Here is an 18,521-nt window from a genome sequence, read left to right as displayed (position 1 = left end):
TCAATCCAGTCCCAGCGCCCGCTTGCGGTCCTTGGCCCATTTCAGGATGACCAAATCGAAGGTCAGCGCCATCAGCGCGACGCACAGGCCCAGCACGAAGTTCTTGCCCAGATCGGTCCCCGCCAGCGTGCGCTGGAGTTCCTGACCCAGATCCTGCGTGCCGATAAAGGCCGCGATGATGACCATGAAGAACGCGAACATCAGCGCTTGGTTGAACCCCACCGCCATGGTCGGCAGCGCGAGCGGTAGCTGCACCTTCCAAAGCTTCTGCATCGCGGTCGCCCCCGCCATGTCGGCGGCCTCCGTCATCTCGGCTGGAACGGTGCGCAGCCCTTCGACGGTATAGCGGATCAGCGGGACCATGGCGAAGATCAGGATGGAGAAGATCACTGCGATGTCCGTGATGCCGAACAGCATGATCGCCGGGATCAGGTACACGAAGCTGGGAAAGGTCTGCGCCGTGTCGCAGGCCAGCAGGATGCGCCGCGACCACCGCTCCGACCGCGACGCCGCGATGGCAAGGGGCAGACCGATCAGCGCGGCGATCGCGACGGCGGACAGCACCGAATAGAGCGTGATGACCGATCTGTCCCACCACCCCGACAGCGCCACCAGTCCGAAGAACACCCCCGCCACGATCGCCTGGCGCCGCCCGCCCAGCCACATCGCGAAGGCCATGACCGCCAGGATGAAGGCGGGCGTCGGGATCGACAGGAGGAAGTTGCGGAAGGGGATCAGGATCTGGACGTTCACGAAGGCCCGCAGGAAGCCCGTCACCGCCTGCACCGCGTCGATGGCCAGGAACGACTTGATCCAGGTGTCGATTAGCTTGCCCTGGCTGAACGACTGACGCCGACCGATCTCGGTCGCGACCTCGACGAACTGTCCTAGGACGCAGAAGGCCGCGAACAGGACCGTCCCGACGACCAGATGGATGTGGCACCGCCACCAGGAGGTGCCCTTCTCGTGATGGACGGGCTGCTTGACGACCCAGGCCTTCGACATGCGGTCCAACATGACGGCCAGCAGGACGATCGTGATGCCGATCTCGAACGAGCGGCCCAACTTGAAGCTGCCCATCATCGACAACAGCTTCGCGCCCAGGCCGGGCATTCCGATGAAGGCGGTCAGGACGACCATGGCCAGGCACAGCATGATGACCTGGTTCACGCCCACCAGGATCTCCGTCCGGGCCGACGGCAGATAGACGTGGCGGAGCAGCTGCCAACGGGTCGCGCCCGACATCTCGCCGGCCTCCACCACCTCGGCGGGTACCTTCTGCAGTCCCAGCGTCGTCATCAGGATCATCGGTGGAATGGCGTATATCGTGGTCGCCACCGCGCCCGCCGTGGGGCCCACCTTGAAGAAGATCACCGCCGGCAGGAGGTAGGTGAAGAAGGGCAGCGTCTGCAGCGCGGACAGGATCGGCCGCAGGGCCGCGTCCACGGCGCGATGCTTCCACGCCAGGATGCCCAGCCCCAGCCCGATCGCAAAGGCCAGGGGCGCCGCCACGACGAGGACGGACATCGTCTCCATCGCGTCCTTCCATTGCCCGATCAGCGCGGTCCAAATGAAGACCCCCGCCCCCAGCAAGGCCAAGCGCCAGCCGCCCAGATAGTATCCGACCACGCCCGCCACGGCCGCGATCGCGGTCCAGGGAATGGGTCCCAGGTTCGGCCAGCGACGCTTCCCGAACAGCAGGTTCGCGGTGACGTCCAGGACCCATTGCAGCCCTTCGGTCAGCCACCGCGTCAGGGCCAGGAGGCCCAGGTCGTCCTTCACGAAGTTGAACGCCGCATCCAGCATCGGCGCGAAGGGAGGGACCGCGCTTTCGGGGACGCGGTGCAGGGCGGCGGGCAGCAGGCCCCCGTACTGCGCGACCGTCAGCACGGCGGCGGCGGCCAGAAGGACCACGGCGACCCGGTTGCGTCCCAGGGCGGGTGCCGCGAATCCCGCGGGCGCGCCTTCGGACAGCGCGGCCATCAGGTGCCGCCCACCAGGATGTCCAGCGCCTCGTCGCGGGGCATCGCGCCGATCGGCGCGCCGTTCCGGGTCACGGGAATCGCGGCGCGCGCGTCCTGCACCAGCATCCGCGCGAGGTCCTGCACGGACGCCTTCGCATCGACCGGCACGCCTTCGCCGGTCAGGTCGCGCCGCGCGAGGCTGCCGGCATGGACGACGCGCGCCTTGTCGACGTCCTCGGTGAACTTGGCGACGTAGGGGGTCGCCGGGTTCAGCACGATCTCGTCGGGTGTGGCGCATTGCTCGACGCCGCCGTCCTTCATGATGGCGATGCGGTCGGCCAGGCGCAGCGCCTCGTCGAAGTCGTGGGTGATGAAGACGATGGTCTTCGACAGCATCCGTTGCAAGCGCAGGAACTCGTCCTGCATCTCGCGGCGGATCAAGGGGTCGAGAGCACTGAAGGGTTCGTCGAGGAACCAGATGTCTGGCTCGATGGCCAGACTGCGGGCGATGCCCACGCGCTGCTGCTGGCCTCCGGACAGCTCGCGGGGGAAATAGTCCTCCCGTCCTTCCAGTCCGACCAGCTTGACGACCTCCAACGCGCGCTCGCGGCGGGCGTGGCGGTCCTGACCCCGCATCTCCAGCGGAAATGCCACGTTCTCCAGGACCGTGCGGTGAGGCAGCAGGCCGAAGGACTGGAACACCATTCCCATCTTGGAGCGCCGCAACTCGATCAGATCTCGCTCGGATAGCGCGCCGATGTCGGTGCCTTCGATGGAGACGGTGCCGCCCGAGACCTCGTGCAGGCGGCTGAAGCACCGTACGAGGGTCGACTTGCCCGATCCCGACAGGCCCATGATGACCAGTATCTCGCCGCGCGCCACCTCGATCGACACGTCCTTGACGCCCGCGATGTACCCGTCGGCCCGGATCGCGTCGAAGCTCCGACCCGCCTCCATCCCCGCGAGGTAGCCCTTCGGATCGGGCCCGAACAACTTCCACACGTTTCGTGCCGCGATCACCGATTGGTCGGTCATGCCCCTGCCCCCCAGGCGACCACCCGCCCCGGGGGCGGCGAAAGACCCTGTCCGCGCGATGCGTGGACAGGGCCGTGTGGCCGGATCGTCAGTTGCGGTTCACTCGACCCAGGACCGCCAGACATCCTCGTTGGTGGCCAGCCACTCCTCGGCGGCCTCCTCCGGCTCGAGTTCGTCCACGTCGACCAGACGCGCCATCTCCGCGATCTGCGGGTTGGTGAAGCTGATCTTCTCCAGCACGGCATAGGCGGAGGGCCACTTGTCCTCCATGCCGTCCCAGGCGGCCTTCTTCAGGTAACCGTCGGCAGGATTGCCGCAATCGTAGAGGGCGTCGGGGTTGGGGCCGACGGACGGGTCCTTGTCGCAGCCGTCGACCCATGTCGGGAACTCGACGAACTCCCCCGGCCACACGGCCTCGGCGAAGTTGGGCGTCCAGTTGAAGACCACGATCGGCTTCTGGTCCGCCTCCGCGGCGCCGATCTCGGCCCACAAAGCGGCGGCTGAACCCGCGTTGACGACGACGAAGTCCATGTCGAGCGCTTCCACCCGCTCCTGGCCGTGCTTCAGCCAGTCGACCGGTCCATCCAGATAGCGGCCTTTCTCGCCCGTCTCGGCGGTCTGGAACAACTCGGCGCAATCGTTCAGCGCTTCCCAGGATGGCAGCCCGGGGCACGCCTCCTTGGTCCACATCGGGTACCACCAGTCCTCGCGCGTGACCGCGTCGTGATCGCCAACGTCGACGATGCCGCCCTTCTCCATGGCCGCGCGGAACGAGGCGCCGAACGCGCCCTCCCAGACTTCCATCTCCAGGGTCACGTCGCCCAGGCGGACGGATTCATAGACCGCCTGGCTGTCTGTCGTCACGTACTCGACGTTCAGGCCCATCTCCTCGAAGATCTGGCCCACCACGTTGGACATCACGATCTGCGAGGACCAGTTGTGGACCGGGATCACGATCGGATCGCTGCTGTCCTCGGCCATCACGGCCCATGGCAACGCCGTCAGGATGCCGGCGACGAGCGCGGTCGTTGTCTTCTTCATGCTGTTTCTCCCACTGCGGCCCGGCCGCCCCCCGGCGGTTCCCGACCTCCCACTGTCCGTGCGACCGTGCGGCGGTGTCCCGCTATGTTCCGTCGGCCTGCCCCGCACCTTCGCAGGGTTTTCCTGTCAATCAAGACTTTTTCCTCTCATTCGCAAAATCGGGTTCTCGCGAATGCGGGCGAATGTCCTATTCCGCCTATCGAACGTCCGATCCGGCGATGGCGTGCCGCCTTTCTTGACGATATGGAACGGTGGAGGGGGTCCGATCCATGCGCTATTCCGGGTTCGAGGTCATAAAGCAGGCACTGCGCGGACATCGCGGGTGGGGGCCGGCTTGGCGCGATGCCGCCCCACGGTCCGAATATGACATGGTGATCGTAGGCGGGGGCGGCCACGGACTTGCGACCGCGCACTACCTGGCCAGCCGGTACGGCATCACGAACGTCGCGGTGATCGAGAAGGGCTGGATCGGGGGCGGCAACGTCGGCCGCAACACTACGATCATCCGGTCGAACTATCTGCTCGACGGGAACGAGCCCTTCTACGAGATGTCGCTGAAGCTGTGGGAAGGGCTGGAGCAGGACATCAACTACAACGCGATGGTGTCTCAACGCGGGATCGTCAACCTGATCCATACGGACGCCCAGCGCGATGCGTTCACCCGGCGCGGGAACGCGATGATCCTGAACGGGGCCGATGCCGAGCTACTGGATCAGGGTGCCATCCGACGCGAGTATCCCTGGCTGAATTTCGACGATGCGCGCTTCCCCATCAAGGGCGGGCTGGCGCAGCGCCGGGGCGGCACCGTCCGTCACGACGCCGTGGCCTGGGGCTATGCCCGGGCCGCCGACGGACGCGGCGTCGACATCATCCAGAATTGCGAGGTGACGGGCTTCGTGATGGACGGCGGCGCCTGCACGGGCGTCGAGACATCCCGCGGGACCATTCGCGCGGGCAAGGTCGGCGTCGCGGTGGCGGGCAATTCGGGTCGCGTCATGGCGATGGCGGGCATGCGCCTGCCCATCGAGAGCCACGTCCTCCAGGCCTTCGTGACGGAGGGGCTGAAACCAATCCTGCCCGGCGTCATCACCTTCGGGGCAGGCCACTTCTACGTCAGTCAGTCGGACAAGGGCGGGCTCGTCTTCGGCGGCGACATCGACGGTTACAACTCCTATGCCCAGCGCGGAAACCTGCCGGTGGTGGAGGACGTGTGCGAGGGCGGCATGGCGATCATGCCCATGATCGGGCGTGCCCGCCTGCTGCGGATGTGGGGCGGCGTCATGGACATGAGCATGGACGGCTCGCCCATCATCGACCGTACCCATATCGACGGTCTCTATTTCAATGGGGGCTGGTGCTACGGCGGGTTCAAGGCGACGCCTGCCAGCGGCATGGCCTTCGCACACCTGCTGGCGACCGGCCGGCCCCACGACACCGCCGCCGCCTATCGCTTCGATCGATTCCGCACCGGGCGGATGATCGACGAGAAGGGCATGGGCAACCAGCCCAACCTACACTGACGGGAACGCCATGTTGATCGATCATCCCCTCCTCGGCCCCCGTGATGCATCGGAATTCGTGTATCTCGGCGACGCGTCCTTGATCGACCGCCCCGACTGGCAAGCGGACGATGCCGCCCGCGCCTTCCACGACTACGCCTATCTGCGGGACAACCCAGCCGGTCCGCATCGGGAGTTGTGGTTCCACGAGGGCGGGGACCGGTCCTGGTTGGTCGTGACCCGCGACACGACGACCCATGAGATCACGGACGTCCGCCTGGCGCGCGACGTCGCCCTGGAACGGAGGCGATCCTCGTGAATACGCATTCCCGGATCGACCCGGCGTCTGTGCCCGACCCAAAGCAGTCCAACCGCTTGGCCGGTGGGCGCGTGGACCACTCAACCGTTTTGACCTTTAGCTTCGACGGCAAGCGGTACCGCGGCCATCCGGGGGATACCCTCGCTTCGGCCCTGTTGGCGAACGGCGTGCGGCTGATGGGGCGGTCGTTCAAGTATCACCGTCCCCGCGGCCCCCTGACCGCGGGGTCGGAAGAACCCAATGCCCTGGTCGAACTTCGCACCGGTGCCCGGCGCGAGCCCAACACCCGCGCGACGACGATCGAGTTGTACGATGGCCTCACCGCACGGTCGCAGAACGCCTGGCCGTCGCTCAAGCTGGACGCGATGGCGGTGAACGACCGCCTGTCGCCGTTCCTGACGGCGGGGTTCTACTACAAGACGTTCATGTGGCCCGCCGCCTTCTGGGAGAAGCTCTACGAGCCGGTGATCCGCCGCGCGGCGGGGCTGGGATCCCTGTCGGGGCGACCCGATCCCGACGACTACGACAAGGGGTTCCGGCATTGCGATCTGCTGGTGATCGGCGCCGGACCCGCCGGCCTGCTGGCCGCCCTGACCGCGGGGCGGGCGGGCGCCGACGTGATCCTTGCGGACGAAGACTTCACCCCCGGCGGGCGCCTCCTGTCCGAGCGGTTCGTCATCGACGACGGCGCGGCGGACGGCTGGGCCGCGCGGACCGTCGCCGAACTGGCTTCCCTGCCCAACGTGCGGTTGATGCCACGCAGCACCGTGATCGGGGCGTTCGACCACGGCGTCTATGGCGTCGTGGAACGGGTATCGGATCATCTGCCCGAACCCCTGCCCGGCAAGCCGCGTCAGATCCTGTGGCGCGTCACTGCGAAGCGGGCGATCCTCGCGGCGGGCGCGACCGAACGGCCCATCGCCTTCGACGACAACGATCGACCCGGCATCATGATGGCATCGGCCCTGCGGACCTATGCGAACCGCTATGCCGCGACGCCCGCGGGTCGCGTCGCCGTGTTCACCTGCAACGACGACGGGCATCGCACCGCCGCCGACCTCCACGCCAAGGGCGTGCGCATCGCCGCCGTGATCGACACCCGCGACGACGCGCCCCGCTCGCCGGACTACGAGGTTCTGCGCGGCGCGCAGGTCGCGGGCACGCGGGGCCGCCTGGGCCTGACCTTCGTCACCGTCCGTCAGGCCGACGGCACGGAGCGCGTGCTGGAGGTCGGCGCCCTGGGAATGGCGGGGGGCTGGAACCCCAACGTCCACCTGACCTGCCATCAGCGGGGCCGCCCCGTCTGGAACGATCGGCTGGCTGCGTTCGTGCCCGGCGCCCTGCCGCCCGGCATGGCGGTGGCCGGCGCCGCGAACGGTGCGTTGTCCACCCACGGGGCCCTGTCCCAGGGCGCGGAGACGGCGATCGCCGCTTGCGCGGACCTAGGCCGCCCCACGAACGCGGCCCCCTTGCCGAAGGCGGAGGACGCGCCCGTCACGCAGACGCCGTTCTGGCATGTAACCGGTTGCAAGCGGGCTTGGCTGGACCAACAGAACGACGTCACCGTGAAGGACGTGACGCTGGCCCATCAGGAAGGCTTCCGGGCCGTCGAGCATCTGAAGCGGTACACCACGCTCGGCATGGCGACCGACCAGGGCAAGACGTCGAACATGGCGGGTCTGGCGATCATGGCCGAGTTGACGGCCAAGACGATCCCGGGCGTCGGCACGACGATGTTCCGCCCGCCCTATACCCCCGTGCCCATCGCGACCTTCGCGGGCCGTATCAAGGGTCGCGCCTTCCACCCCACCCGCCTGACCCCGTCCCACCATTGGGCGAAGGAACGCGGCGCCGTCTTCGTGGAGGTCGGCGACTGGATGCGCGCGCAGTACTTCCCCCGCGAGGGCGAGACGCATTGGCGTCAGAGCGTGGACCGCGAGGTCACCGCCACCCGCAACGGCGTGGGCGTCTGCGATTGCACCACGCTAGGCAAGATCGACGTGCAGGGGACGGACGCGGCTTCGTTCCTGAACCTCGTCTACGCCAACGGCTTCGCCAAGCTGGCCGTGGGCCGCGTCCGCTACGGCCTGATGCTGCGCGAGGACGGCATCGCCATGGACGACGGCACTGCGGCGCGCATGGCCGACGACCACTTCGTCGTCACGACCACCACGGCGAACGCGGGACGCGTCTTCCGCCACATGGAGTTCGTGCGCCAATGCCTGGTGCCTGAAATGGACGTGCAGTTGATCTCGACCACCGAAGCATGGGCGCAGTACGCCGTCGCGGGTCCGAACAGCCGCGACCTGCTGCGACGCGTCGTGGACCCGGACATCGACCTGTCGAACGACGCCTTCCCGTTCATGGCGTGCGCGGAGGTCACGGTCTGCGGCAGTCTGCGCGCCCGGCTGTTCCGCATCTCGTTCTCCGGCGAGCTGGCCTATGAACTGGCCGTCCCCGCCCGCTATGGCGACGCGATGATGCGGCGCCTCATGGATGTCGGCGCGGACCTGGGGGTCACCCCTTATGGCACGGAAGCCCTCGGCGTGATGCGGATCGAGAAGGGGCACGCCGCGGGCAACGAGCTGAACGGGACCACCACGGCGGCGAACCTGGGGCTGGGCCGGATGGTGTCGAAGAAGAAGGACGCCATCGGTTCCGTCCTGTCGGAACGCGGGGGGATGAACGAACCCGACGACCTGCGCCTGATCGGCCTGTGCCCCGTCGACGCGGACGCCAGGATCACCGCAGGCGGGCACCTGATGGCACGGGACGGGCCGGTCGACGCGAAGCACGACCAGGGCTACGTCACCTCCGCCGCCCTCTCGCCGACGCTGGGGCACATGGTGGGCCTGGCCTTCCTTAAGCGCGGCGCGGACCGCATGGGCGAGAGGATGCGGCTGGTGTCGCCGCTCACGGACCTGACCGTCGAGGTCGAGGTCTGCAGCCCCCACTTCGTCGATCCCGAAGGGGGCCGCCAGCGTGCATGACCTTCGCCCCATCACCGCCCTGGGTGCCGATGCCCGGCGCGAGGATGCGGTCGGCGCCTTGACCCTGACGGAGCGTCCCGACATCGCCCTGGCCTCCGTCGCCGCGCGCCTGGGCCGGGAGGGGGAGGCCCGCGACCGCCTGCGCGCCGTGATCGGCGCCGTGCCGGGCCCGGGCGAGGTGCAGCTCCACGACCCGGAGGCCGGGTTCTGGATCGGGCCGGACCAGTGGATGGTGGGCGCCCCCTTCGACACCCACGAGGATCTGGCCGCGCGCTTGAAGGCCCGGTTCGGCGACACCGCCTCGATCACCGAACAGACGGACGCCTGGACCTGCTTCGACCTGCGCGGCGCGGAGGTCGAGGACGCATTGGAACTGCTGTGCAACCTGGACGTCCGCCGTATGGAGACGGGGTCCGCACGGCCCACCGTGATCCATCACCTGCGCTGCTTCGTGACACGTCGCGATCCGCCCGACTGGTTCCGCGTCGTGGGGCCCCGCGCATCGGCGGACACGCTGCACCACGCCATCCTAGACGCGATGCGCAGCGTGGCGTGATGGAGTGGCGTGACGGTCAGGACGGCACCGACACGTTCCCTTCCACCCTGTAGCGGTTGATTCGGGCACGGTCCTCGGCGGGCGAGCATCCGAACGCGGCGCGGTAGTGCGGCGCCATCGCGGCCGGGCTGCCATAGCCTACCGCTGCGGCGATGTCGGCCACCAGGTCGCGCGAATGAAGCACCATCTGACGCGCGGCCTTCATCCGCATTCCGCGGTAGTAGCGCGATGGGCTCTGGCCCGTGGCACGGACGAAGGCCCGGCCCACCTGACGGGACGTGACGCCCACGTGGCGGGCCAGATCGGCCACGCTGACCGGCGCCTCCAGGTCCTGGGCCATTCGCGCAATGCAGATCCGGACGAGGTCCGGCAGGTCGTCCTGCCCGTCGGGGGCCGCCACCAGGGGCACGCGCTGGCGGACGCCCTCGCCGCGCATCTGCGGGTGCTGGAACCAGCACGCGACCTCGTGGGCCACCTCCGCGTTCAGGCGTTCCTCGATCAGTCGCAGGCCCAGGTCGAAGGCCGCACCCGCGCCCGACACGGTATGCCGCCCGCGCCCCGACACGATCACCTCATCGCTGACCTGCGCGTCGGGAAAGGTCGCGCGGAACGCCGCGTCGTAGCACCAGTGGACGGAGACGGGCCGTCCCGCCATCACGCCCGACCGCACCAAGGGGAACACCCCACCGCTGATCCCGCCCAGGGTGACCCTGCGTCGCGCACGGTCGTGCAGGGCCGCATGGCCCGCCGCCTCGTCGACGAAGCGCGACGTCGGCGCCCCAAGCAGCAGGATCGCGTCCAGATCCACCGCATTGCGCAGGGAAGCGTCCACCTCGAACCCGATGTTCGCGCTGGATGACACCTGAGACGCACGTTCGGACAGGAGGGTCCAGGCGAAGACCGGGCGCATGACGATCTCGTTCGCGGCACGCAGGGGTTCGACCAGCGACGTGAGGCAGGCCATGGGAAAACCCGGGAAGAGCAGGAAGCCCAGCCTATATGATGCTCGGGCCGCGGAAGGATCGGGCATCACGGCAAGACCGGTGACGCAGATGGGGTCGGGATGCTACGGTCGGCTCCGTGCGGAGGCCGAACCGACGGGAGCCGGCCGCGGGCCCCCGGGGAAAGGGATAGCACGATGAAGGTCGAGGCAATCAGCACGGACATGGTCGCGCAGCTTACGCAAGATCCGCACCGCACGGCGCCCGAAGACCGAGAGAAGGTCCTGGAGGTCGCGATCGGCCGCGAGGTGCGGGCCTTCCGCAAGCAACAAGACATCACGGTCGCGGAACTGTCGATGCTGACCGGCTTGTCCATCGGCATGTTGTCCAAGATCGAGAACGGGAACACCTCGCCTTCGCTGTCGACGTTGCAGACCCTGGCGGACGCCCTATCCATGCCCCTCACCAGCTTCTTCCGCCGGTTCGAGGAACGTCGCGAGGCCGTGCACACGAAGGCGGGCGAGGGCGTCGAGACGATGCGCGCCGGCACGCGGGCCAACCACCAGTACAACCTGCTGGGCCATATCGGATCGAACGCGTCCGGTGTCATCGTCGAGCCCTACCTCATCACCCTGACCACCGATTCCGACATCTTTCCCACGTTCCAGCACGGCGGGATCGAGACGATCTACATGCTGGAGGGCGAGGTGGAGTATCGTCATGGCGATGCCACCCATCACCTGCGCCCCGGCGACACCCTGTTCTTCGACGCCGACGCCCCCCATGGGCCGGAGAAGCTGATCGCGCTGCCGGCGCGATACCTGTCGATCATCGCGTATCCGCAGAACGTCTGACGACCGGGACACGCGACCCGACTCGGCCCTAGCCCATCCGCAACGGTGGCTCCGTCTCCAGGTCGGGCCAGATGCCGGGGCTCGTGGGCAGGCCGTCGTCGAACTGCGACAGGTAGTCCAGCATCATCGGACGGTTGTCGACGAACCCCTTGTAGGTCGCCAGCTCGACCGGAAGGTCGCGCACCACGCGGTGCAGGCGCCGACCCCATTTCGATACCGTCGTCAGATCCTCGAAGCTGCACAGATAGCAGCGGATCGGGAACACCAGGGCGTTGGACCGCGGCAGCCGGAAGAAGGTCTGCAACTCGACCCGAAGGTGCTGCTTCCGACCGATGTTCTCCGGCGTCAGGGTCGTCTTCTGGATGCCCCACCTGTGGTAGTTCTCGGGCGACGTGTCGAGTAGGGGATTGACCGTCATCGTCCAGTTCAGGCGCCGCGCGGGTGCGCCCTGCTGGATGTTGAGCAGGAACTTCAGCGCGCGCTGGAAGATTCCCATCTCGTGCGCCTTGGGCACGGGGGCGTGCCATTCGAAGAAGTTCATTCCCAGATCGAAGTCCAGCGACCAATCGGCCTGCGTGGTCACCATGCCGGCATCCATCCACAGGTTGTCGTCACGCTGGTCCAGGACGCAGAAGTCCCCCTGCGTCTGGCGCGTGATGTATTCCATCGGGCCGTGGGGCAGCGTCGTGTCGTCCAGGAAGGTGAACGTGTCGTCGATGCCCAGGGGCCGGTTCACCCACCGCCAGCGGTCCCCGTCGCGGTGGAGCTGGAACAGGTCAGGATAGTCCTCCGACTTGGCGACCATGATCAATTCGAGCAGATCCCAGCCCGCCAGGGTCATGTGCGGGAGCGACTGGCAGCGCAGCGGATCCTCGGCCAGCACCAGCGCGCGATCGCGCATCTCGGACACGTAGTGTTCGTCCACATCGAACCGCTTCTCGTAGACGGATCCCGCCGGCCCGCCACGGTGCTGCTCCATGTTGACGGAATACATGAAGCTGTCCTCGTGGAACGGGAACGGGAACCGTTCGATCGCCCACCGGGAGTTGCGGAACGTATAATCGTCGCGGAACGTCTCGTCGCGGAATTGGATCGTCATCGTGTCCCCCTATCGGTCGAGCACGAGGGACGTGCCCTCGAACCGGCTGACGCAGGGCATGATCTTGGCGCCCGCGGCCTTCTCCTCCTCGGTCAGCCAGTGATCGCGGTGCAGGATCGTCCCGTCCGCGCTGACCACCGCCGTCTCGCACTGTCCGCAGGCCCCGCCCCGGCAAAGGTATGGCGGATCCTCGCCCACACGCTCCAAGGCCTCCAGCAGCGACTCCGTCTCGCCCACCTCGACCGTCTTGCCGGCTTGCGTCAACTCGACCGTGAACGCCTTTCCCGGCTCGGGCGCCAGGAACTCCTCCGAATGGACCGCCTCCGCCGGCCAGCCCCTGGCCTCCGCGGTGCGGTGGACCCAGTCGATCATGCCCTTCGGTCCGCAGACGTAGACGTGCGTACCCAGGGGCTGCCCCCTGAGCAGCGCGTCGAGGTCGATGCGCTGTCCGCGATCGTCGTAGTACACGTGCACGTCGTTGGGGTGCTCCGCCGTCAACTCGGCCACGTAGCTGCCGAGGGACTCCGTCCGCACCGAATAGTGCAGCTCCCAATGTCCGTGCGAGCGGTCCAGCTGCTTGATCTGCGCCAAAAACGGCGTGATGCCGATGCCGCCCGCCAGCATCAGGTGCTTCCTCGCCCGCAGGTCCAGACTGAACAGGTTCACCGGATAGCTGATCGTGATCTCGTCGCCCACGTCCACGGCGGAGTGCAGGAACTTCGACCCGCCGCGCCCCGCGTCGTCGCGGCGAACGGAGATGGTGTAGGATCCCCGATCGAACGGATCGGACATGAGGGAATAGGGGTTCAAGCGATTGCGGTCGCCGTCCTTCATCTCGACCACCGTATGCGCCCCGCCGGAGAAGGTCGGCAGCGGGCGACCATCGACAGCCTCGAACCGGAAGCGGGTCACCAGGTCGTTCAAGGGCGTCTTCTCGGTCACGCGGACCGCGATCTTCTCACCGCCGCTCATTCGTAGATCCCCCTCGGCTCCGGCACGTTGCCATGATCCTCGGCGTCGACCCGCACCCCCTGATAGGCCGCGAGCCTGCGTGAGTAGTGGTCGCGCACGAACAGGTTCAGACCGCAATGGGCGCACACGAAGGGGTCCGTCTCGACATCCTCCGTGATTCCCTTGCAGTGGACGCATTGCATCCGTCGCGCGGTCGAGCCGCGGTGTTCGGTCTGGATGGCGGTGTGGGGGATGCCCGCGGCGACGGCTTCCGCCATGGCCTGACCCATCACGCCTTCGGTGCCGGCCAGATAGACCTGCAGACCCATCTTCGCGTCCTGCAATGCGCGCCGCAGGCGCGGCACCGACGCGGCATAGGACGGCCCTTCGTGGAACTGCGCGGGCTCCAACGCGCGCAGGGCGTCCGCGTGGTCCGCGCCACGGGGGACGTATATGATGTGCGACCCCGCCATGAGGTCGGGGGTGGCGACGTCCAGGATCGCCTGCGCCCCCTCCGCGTCGGCGACGAACAGGTGGTGCCGTCCGGGCCGGGCCTGCAGCGTCCCCCAGACCGGCCGGCTCTTGATGGATGGCGGGAAGTCGAACTTCGTCATGTCATGTCACCCCGTCGCGCGGGGCCGCCCCGGCCGCCCCGTCCCCCGTGTGTCGATCGTTCAGCCCTTGGCGGTGCGGATGGACTTGTCCTTGTCGTAGAACGGCATCTCCTCCGCCGTGGCGGCCAACTCGGTTCCGTCGGGCTGCACGACGGTCAGCGGCGTCCCCGGCTTCGCCACCTCCGGGTCCAGCCGCGCGATCGCGACGGAATAACCGTTCAGCTCGGACGACAAACCATAGGTGATCACGCCGACGTCGCGGCCGTCGTGATGCACCCGGGCCTCCATCTCCATGCGGTCCATGGACTCCTTCAGCTTCACGCCGAAGATCTTGAACCGCTCCCGCCCCTTCAGGGCATAGTGGTTCTCCGCCCCGATGAAGCCCGTCTTGCCGGGCGACACCGTGAAGTCGAGGCCCAACTCCCACAGGCTGTCGCCCGCAGGGGTGCCGTCGGCGAATGGGAACGTCTCGGAGTTGTCGCCGGGGTAGAACAGCAGATAGCTCTCGATCCGCAGCATATCGAGCGTGCTGAACTGCGTGGGCCGGACATCGTCGCCGCCCTTCTCCAATAAGGTATCCCAGATGCGGACCGCGTCCTTGCGCTTGCAGAAGATTTCGTAACCCCGCTCGCCGGTATACCCGGTGCGCGAGATCATGACGTCGCAACCGTACAGCCGCGTCTGCATCAGCCCGAAATAGGCGAGGTCGCGTATGCCGTCTACATCCTGCGCCAGGATGTCGACCGCCTTCGGCCCCTGCAGCGACATGTCGTGCAGGTCGTCGTCGAAGATCACGGCGCAGTTCTTTCCCGCCGCCACCTTGGTCAGATGCTCCATTCCCGTGCCGGTGCCGTGCACGACCATCCAGGAGTTCACCGCGAGGTGATAGATCACGCAATCGTCCACGAAGAGGCCACGCTCGTCCAGGATGCAGGCGTAGGTGGACCGCCCCGGTGCGATCTTCTCGACGTTGCGGGTGGTGACGCGATCGATGACGTAGGCGGCCGCCTCGCCCACGACGTGGACCTTCTTCAGGCCGGACACATCCATCAGGCCGGCCTTCGTACGGATCGCCTCGTAGTCGGCCTTCGCGCGCTCCGGCGTGTGGTCGTAGAACCACGCCGTCCCCATGCCGTTCCAGTCTTCCAGTTCGCCCCCGATGGCGGCATGACGCTGCGCCAGCGCGGACGTCCTCCAAAGAATGGCCATGCGATCCCTCCCCCGTTCCTCGTTCGCAGCGCGCTTGCGGCACCGTCAGCTCCATAGAAGCCTCAGCCGATACCGATTGGCAAGAACGAGAGGCAACAAATATTCCTGCCAGGCAATACACGGGTGCGAGACGGACCGCCCGAAGATGGCCCGCCGCATCGTTCCGCGTGGGACGTCAGCGCTTGTCGTAGGCGGCGGTCTTGGTGACCTCCGTCCTTTGTCCGAAGATCAGGACCGCGGCGCAGGCGATCACCGCGAGCAGGGTATAGAGGCCCGGCATCGCCGATCCCCACCCCACGAACATCGCCCCGTCGACAACGGCCCAGTCCGCCGTCTCGTATGGAAATCCCATCCTGTGTCTCCTCGTATCTCGGGGCCTACTCGGCCGGGTCCAGGTTCATGGCCGGGGCGGGGATCCCCTCGGGATAGCCTTCGGCCGGGACCTTCACGCGGTCCATGCCGACCAGTTCCGCGCCCTCGGGGATCCGCAGCATGCCCAGCATCTTCAGGACGAAGGACACGACGTAGCCCGGCACGAAGCCCAAGAGGAAGAACACCGCCGCGCCCACGATCTGCCCGACCAGGCTGATCTGCGCGACCTCGCCCTCCGCGCCCTGCAGGGCCGGATACCCGGACGCGAACACGCCCAGCATCACCACGCCGTACAGGCCGATCGTGCCATGGACCGTGACCGCGCCCACCGCGTCGTCGATGCCCATCCGCTCCAGCACGTCCGCGCAGGGCTTCAGGATCAGGCCGGCGGAGAAGGCCACCAGGAACGCCAGCGCCGGATAGTAGATGTCCAGCCCGGACGCACACGAGATGATCCCCGCCAATGCGCCCGACATCATCCAGAACGGGTCGCGGGTCAGGACCCAGGCCCCGATGATGCCGCCCGCGACCGCCATGAGGATGTTGAACGACAGGGCGGACAGGTTGATCGGCGTGCCGTAGATCGTGGCCGGCTTGTCGGCGAACCAGGACCATGCCTCGCCCGGAGGCACGACGCAGGCCATGAGGAAGCCCCAGAAGCCCACGATGATCAGCATGAGGCCCACGACCGTCATCGGCATGTTGTGGGCGGCGAGGTGATTGGCCGTGCCATCCGCGTTGAACTTGCCGATCCTCGGCCCGAGGTTGATCAGAACGCCCAGCGCGAAGAAGCCCGCGACCGCATGGACCAGGCCCGCGGCGCCGAAGTCGTGGACACCCCACTGCGTGACCAGCCAACCGTCGGCGTGCCATCCCCAGGCCGCGGCGACGACCCAGGCGAAGCTGCCCAGCACGATGGCCAGGATCACGAAGCCCACCGTCTGGATCCGCTCGATCACCGCGCCGGACATGATGGAGGCCGTCGTGGCTGCAAAGAGCGCGAAGGCCCCGAAGAACACACCGGAGATCTGATCGGATATGTTCGGACCCATATACTGCGCGCTGTCGCCCCAGGCCCAGGCGATCGAGTTCGCGTATTCCGCCCCCGATATGCCCGCCGGTCCGGCGCTCAGCCCAAGGCCCGTCGGGAAGCCCCAATAGACCCACCACCCGAAGAAGTAGAACGTGGGGATGACGAACGCGAAGGCGAGCAGGTTCTTCACACCGGACGACAGGACGTTCTTTAGCCGCGAGGCCCCCATCTCGTAGGCCAGGAAGCCCGCATGGATCAGGATCATCAGCGGTATGGTGAGGTAATAGAACGTCTCGGCGAACATCGTGTTCGTCGTTCCGCCCCCCTGCTGCAGCGCCGCGACCTGAGCCGTGAGTTCCGCGATCTGCTCTTCCATGTCGTTCGTCCCCCGTCCGTTGTCCGGTCCGATTGCGCGTCTCATGCGTGCGGATGTCCGAAATGAAGCACGAGATGTCGGTTCCGCCTATACTTATTTGCCGCAGGGGAATAATTTTTTCCTTGCAGTTGAGCAGCCGTGACGCCTCTGATAGCGCGGGAGCGGTGGACTTCCGTATCGAAGGGGGGAGGCGGCTGCCATGTGCGGGATCGTCGGATTGTTTCTGAAGGACGAATCGCTCCAGCCGGAGCTGGGTGCGATGCTGACCGACATGCTGGTCACGATGACGGATCGCGGTCCCGATTCGGCGGGCATCGCGATCTATGGCGACGGGGTCCAGGGTCGGACCAAGCTGACGGTGCAGTCCGACGCGCCGGGCGACGACTTCACGGGCCTCGACGCCGATCTGGGGACGGCTCTGTCGTGCGACGTCGCGACGGCGATTAAGGACACGCATGCCGTCCTGACGTTGCCCGACGACAGGGCCGAGGCCGCGCGCGCCGCTCTGCGGGCGCTGCGGCGCGACGTACGCGTCATGGGGCACGGCACCACGCTCGAGATCTACAAGGAAGTCGGGCTGCCGAAGGACGTGGCGGCCCGGTTCGACCTGTCGTCCATGTCCGGCACCCATGGGATCGGCCACACCCGCATGGCGACGGAATCCGCCGTCACCACGATGGGTGCGCATCCCTTCAACACCGGCGAAGATCAGTGTCTCGTGCACAACGGGTCGCTATCCAACCACAACTCGTTGCGTCGCAAGCTGCGGCGCGCGGGCGTCCATATCGAGACGGAGAACGACACCGAGGTCGGCGCCGCGTATCTGACCTGGCGCATGCGCAACGGCGCGACCCTGGGCGAAGCGCTTCGGTCCGCGCTGGACGACCTGGACGGGTTCTTCACCTTCGTCGTCGGCACGAGGGACGGGTTCGGGGTCGTCCGCGATCCCATCGCCTGCAAGCCTGCCGTCATGGCCGAAACGGACCGGTACGTCGCCTTCGGATCGGAATACCGCGCGCTCGTCAGCCTGCCCGGCATCGAAACCGCCCGCGTCTGGGAGCCGGAGCCCGCGACCGTGTACTTCTGGTCGCATGACGACGCGCCGACCACCCTGACCGAAAGGGCTGCCTGACCATGCAGACCTACGACCTGGAGGCGGACGGCCTGCGCGGGCTGAACGCGGCCCTCCATGCCCAGACGCCCGATACGAACCAGACCGCCTGGACGGTCGTGAACCCCAAGGGCAGCCATGCCATCGCCGTCGGCCTGGATGCTCCGATCGAGGTGAACGTGAAGGGCTCCACGGGGTATTATTGCGGCGGCATGAACAAGCAGGCCGTCGTGCACATCCACGGATCGGCGGGCCCCGGCGTGGCCGAGAACATGATGTCGGGCACCGTCGTGGTGGAGGGCGACGCCAGCCAGTACGCGGGTGCGACCGGCAACGGCGGCACGTTGATCATCAAGGGCAACGCATCGTCGCGCTGCGGGATCTCGATGAAGGGCATCGACATCATCGTGCACGGCAACATCGGCCACATGTCCGCCTTCATGGCACAGTCCGGCAACCTGGTGGTCTGCGGCGACGCGGGCGAGGCGCTGGGCGACAGCCTCTACGAAGCGCGCCTGTTCGTGCGCGGCACGGTCAAGTCCCTCGGCGCCGACTGC

The 18,521-nt window shown here is 67.3% G+C and carries 17 protein-coding genes; 7 read left to right on the top strand and 10 right to left on the bottom strand.

Annotated features, from left to right (window positions below; translation table 11 throughout):
- The 3 genes from P0084_RS16010 to P0084_RS16000 form a co-directional block, all read right to left on the bottom strand.
- A complete protein-coding gene (locus P0084_RS16010) occupies nucleotides 1-1,983 on the bottom strand; it encodes an ABC transporter permease (protein WP_308917885.1) in 1,983 nt (660 codons plus the stop codon).
- Nucleotides 1,983-2,999 (bottom strand): quaternary amine ABC transporter ATP-binding protein, encoded by a 1,017-nt coding sequence (locus tag P0084_RS16005; RefSeq protein ID WP_308917884.1) that lies wholly within the window; start codon nucleotides 2,997-2,999, stop codon nucleotides 1,983-1,985. The genes P0084_RS16010 and P0084_RS16005 overlap by 1 nt, the downstream gene beginning before the upstream one ends.
- Nucleotides 3,000-3,098: 99 nt before the next feature.
- Complete coding sequence (locus tag P0084_RS16000; protein ID WP_308917883.1) at nucleotides 3,099-4,040, bottom strand: ABC transporter substrate-binding protein; 942 nt, start codon at nucleotides 4,038-4,040, stop codon at nucleotides 3,099-3,101.
- A 269-nt stretch (nucleotides 4,041-4,309) separates the two neighbouring features.
- Between P0084_RS16000 and P0084_RS15995 the strand changes: the two genes are divergently transcribed.
- The 4 genes from P0084_RS15995 to P0084_RS15980 are packed head-to-tail and all read left to right on the top strand — an operon-like array spanning nucleotide 4,310 to nucleotide 9,404.
- Nucleotides 4,310-5,560 carry a sarcosine oxidase subunit beta family protein gene (locus tag P0084_RS15995; RefSeq protein WP_308917882.1) on the top strand — a complete coding sequence of 417 codons (1,251 nt, stop codon included), beginning with the start codon at nucleotides 4,310-4,312 and terminating at the stop codon, nucleotides 5,558-5,560.
- A 10-nt stretch (nucleotides 5,561-5,570) separates the two neighbouring features.
- Nucleotides 5,571-5,858, top strand: coding sequence for a sarcosine oxidase subunit delta (locus P0084_RS15990; protein WP_308917881.1), 288 nt, complete (start codon nucleotides 5,571-5,573; stop codon nucleotides 5,856-5,858).
- A gap of 29 nt (nucleotides 5,859-5,887) precedes the next feature.
- On the top strand, nucleotides 5,888-8,848 hold the full coding sequence (locus P0084_RS15985) for a sarcosine oxidase subunit alpha family protein (protein ID WP_308917880.1): 2,961 nt from the start codon (nucleotides 5,888-5,890) through the stop codon (nucleotides 8,846-8,848).
- Complete coding sequence (locus P0084_RS15980) at nucleotides 8,841-9,404, top strand: sarcosine oxidase subunit gamma (RefSeq protein ID WP_308917879.1); 564 nt, start codon at nucleotides 8,841-8,843, stop codon at nucleotides 9,402-9,404. Before P0084_RS15985 ends, P0084_RS15980 begins: the two co-directional genes overlap by 8 nt.
- A gap of 16 nt (nucleotides 9,405-9,420) precedes the next feature.
- On the opposite strand, the gene P0084_RS15975 is transcribed toward P0084_RS15980, so the two are convergent.
- On the bottom strand, nucleotides 9,421-10,368 hold the full coding sequence (locus P0084_RS15975) for a GlxA family transcriptional regulator (RefSeq protein WP_308917878.1): 948 nt from the start codon (nucleotides 10,366-10,368) through the stop codon (nucleotides 9,421-9,423).
- Between the two features lie 174 nt (nucleotides 10,369-10,542).
- Here P0084_RS15975 and P0084_RS15970 point away from each other — a divergent pair, with 174 nt between their 5' ends.
- Entirely contained in the window at nucleotides 10,543-11,199 is a 657-nt protein-coding gene (locus P0084_RS15970; protein WP_308917877.1) for a helix-turn-helix domain-containing protein, read from the top strand.
- A gap of 28 nt (nucleotides 11,200-11,227) precedes the next feature.
- On the opposite strand, the gene P0084_RS15965 is transcribed toward P0084_RS15970, so the two are convergent.
- The 6 genes from P0084_RS15965 to P0084_RS15940 all read right to left on the bottom strand — a co-directional run bounded on the left by P0084_RS15965 (nucleotide 11,228) and on the right by P0084_RS15940 (nucleotide 16,853).
- The gene (locus P0084_RS15965) at nucleotides 11,228-12,298 is read right to left on the bottom strand and encodes a heme-dependent oxidative N-demethylase family protein (protein ID WP_308917876.1); all 1,071 of its coding nucleotides are present in this window, start codon (nucleotides 12,296-12,298) and stop codon (nucleotides 11,228-11,230) included.
- A gap of 9 nt (nucleotides 12,299-12,307) precedes the next feature.
- Nucleotides 12,308-13,270, bottom strand: a complete 963-nt coding sequence (locus tag P0084_RS15960) for a PDR/VanB family oxidoreductase (protein ID WP_308917875.1) — start codon at nucleotides 13,268-13,270, stop codon at nucleotides 12,308-12,310.
- Nucleotides 13,267-13,863: a dimethylamine monooxygenase subunit DmmA family protein gene (locus P0084_RS15955; protein WP_308917874.1), complete on the bottom strand. Its 597-nt coding sequence runs from the start codon at nucleotides 13,861-13,863 to the stop codon at nucleotides 13,267-13,269. The genes P0084_RS15960 and P0084_RS15955 overlap by 4 nt, the downstream gene beginning before the upstream one ends.
- 60 nt (nucleotides 13,864-13,923) lie before the next feature.
- Nucleotides 13,924-15,072, bottom strand: a complete 1,149-nt coding sequence (locus tag P0084_RS15950) for an aminomethyltransferase family protein (protein ID WP_308917873.1) — start codon at nucleotides 15,070-15,072, stop codon at nucleotides 13,924-13,926.
- Nucleotides 15,073-15,247: 175 nt separating this feature from the next.
- On the bottom strand, nucleotides 15,248-15,424 hold the full coding sequence (locus tag P0084_RS15945; RefSeq protein ID WP_308917872.1) for a hypothetical protein: 177 nt from the start codon (nucleotides 15,422-15,424) through the stop codon (nucleotides 15,248-15,250).
- Between the two features lie 25 nt (nucleotides 15,425-15,449).
- The gene (locus P0084_RS15940) at nucleotides 15,450-16,853 is read right to left on the bottom strand and encodes an ammonium transporter (RefSeq protein ID WP_308917871.1); all 1,404 of its coding nucleotides are present in this window, start codon (nucleotides 16,851-16,853) and stop codon (nucleotides 15,450-15,452) included.
- 199 nt (nucleotides 16,854-17,052) lie between these two features.
- Between P0084_RS15940 and P0084_RS15935 the strand changes: the two genes are divergently transcribed.
- On the top strand, nucleotides 17,053-17,985 hold the full coding sequence (locus P0084_RS15935) for a class II glutamine amidotransferase (RefSeq protein ID WP_308917870.1): 933 nt from the start codon (nucleotides 17,053-17,055) through the stop codon (nucleotides 17,983-17,985).
- A gap of 2 nt (nucleotides 17,986-17,987) precedes the next feature.
- A partial coding sequence (locus P0084_RS15930; protein WP_308917869.1) for a GltB/FmdC/FwdC-like GXGXG domain-containing protein occupies nucleotides 17,988-18,521 on the top strand: 534 nt, incomplete at its 3' end.

The sequence above is a fragment of the Jannaschia maritima genome (genome assembly GCF_030973515.1).
Taxonomy (GTDB): domain Bacteria; phylum Pseudomonadota; class Alphaproteobacteria; order Rhodobacterales; family Rhodobacteraceae; genus Jannaschia; species Jannaschia maritima.
The sequence above is the reverse complement of the archived record's forward strand: the minus strand, read 5'-3'. Positions and strand labels throughout refer to the sequence as shown.

Bases quoted from the DNA above. Each gene is read 5' to 3' on its own strand.
- P0084_RS16010 (WP_308917885.1), bottom strand. From the start codon at position 1,983: ATGGCCGCGCTGTCCGAAGGCGCGCCCGCGGGATTCGCGGCACCCGCC.
- P0084_RS16005 (WP_308917884.1), bottom strand. From the start codon at position 2,999: ATGACCGACCAATCGGTGATCGCGGCACGAAACGTGTGGAAGTTGTTC.
- P0084_RS16000 (WP_308917883.1), bottom strand. From the start codon at position 4,040: ATGAAGAAGACAACGACCGCGCTCGTCGCCGGCATCCTGACGGCGTTG.
- P0084_RS15995 (WP_308917882.1), top strand. From the start codon at position 4,310: ATGCGCTATTCCGGGTTCGAGGTCATAAAGCAGGCACTGCGCGGACAT.
- P0084_RS15990 (WP_308917881.1), top strand. From the start codon at position 5,571: ATGTTGATCGATCATCCCCTCCTCGGCCCCCGTGATGCATCGGAATTC.
- P0084_RS15975 (WP_308917878.1), bottom strand. From the start codon at position 10,368: ATGGCCTGCCTCACGTCGCTGGTCGAACCCCTGCGTGCCGCGAACGAG.
- P0084_RS15970 (WP_308917877.1), top strand. From the start codon at position 10,543: ATGAAGGTCGAGGCAATCAGCACGGACATGGTCGCGCAGCTTACGCAA.
- P0084_RS15965 (WP_308917876.1), bottom strand. From the start codon at position 12,298: ATGACGATCCAATTCCGCGACGAGACGTTCCGCGACGATTATACGTTC.
- P0084_RS15960 (WP_308917875.1), bottom strand. From the start codon at position 13,270: ATGAGCGGCGGTGAGAAGATCGCGGTCCGCGTGACCGAGAAGACGCCC.
- P0084_RS15955 (WP_308917874.1), bottom strand. From the start codon at position 13,863: ATGACGAAGTTCGACTTCCCGCCATCCATCAAGAGCCGGCCGGTCTGG.
- P0084_RS15950 (WP_308917873.1), bottom strand. From the start codon at position 15,072: ATGGCCATTCTTTGGAGGACGTCCGCGCTGGCGCAGCGTCATGCCGCC.
- P0084_RS15945 (WP_308917872.1), bottom strand. From the start codon at position 15,424: ATGGGATTTCCATACGAGACGGCGGACTGGGCCGTTGTCGACGGGGCG.
- P0084_RS15940 (WP_308917871.1), bottom strand. From the start codon at position 16,853: ATGGAAGAGCAGATCGCGGAACTCACGGCTCAGGTCGCGGCGCTGCAG.
- P0084_RS15935 (WP_308917870.1), top strand. From the start codon at position 17,053: ATGTGCGGGATCGTCGGATTGTTTCTGAAGGACGAATCGCTCCAGCCG.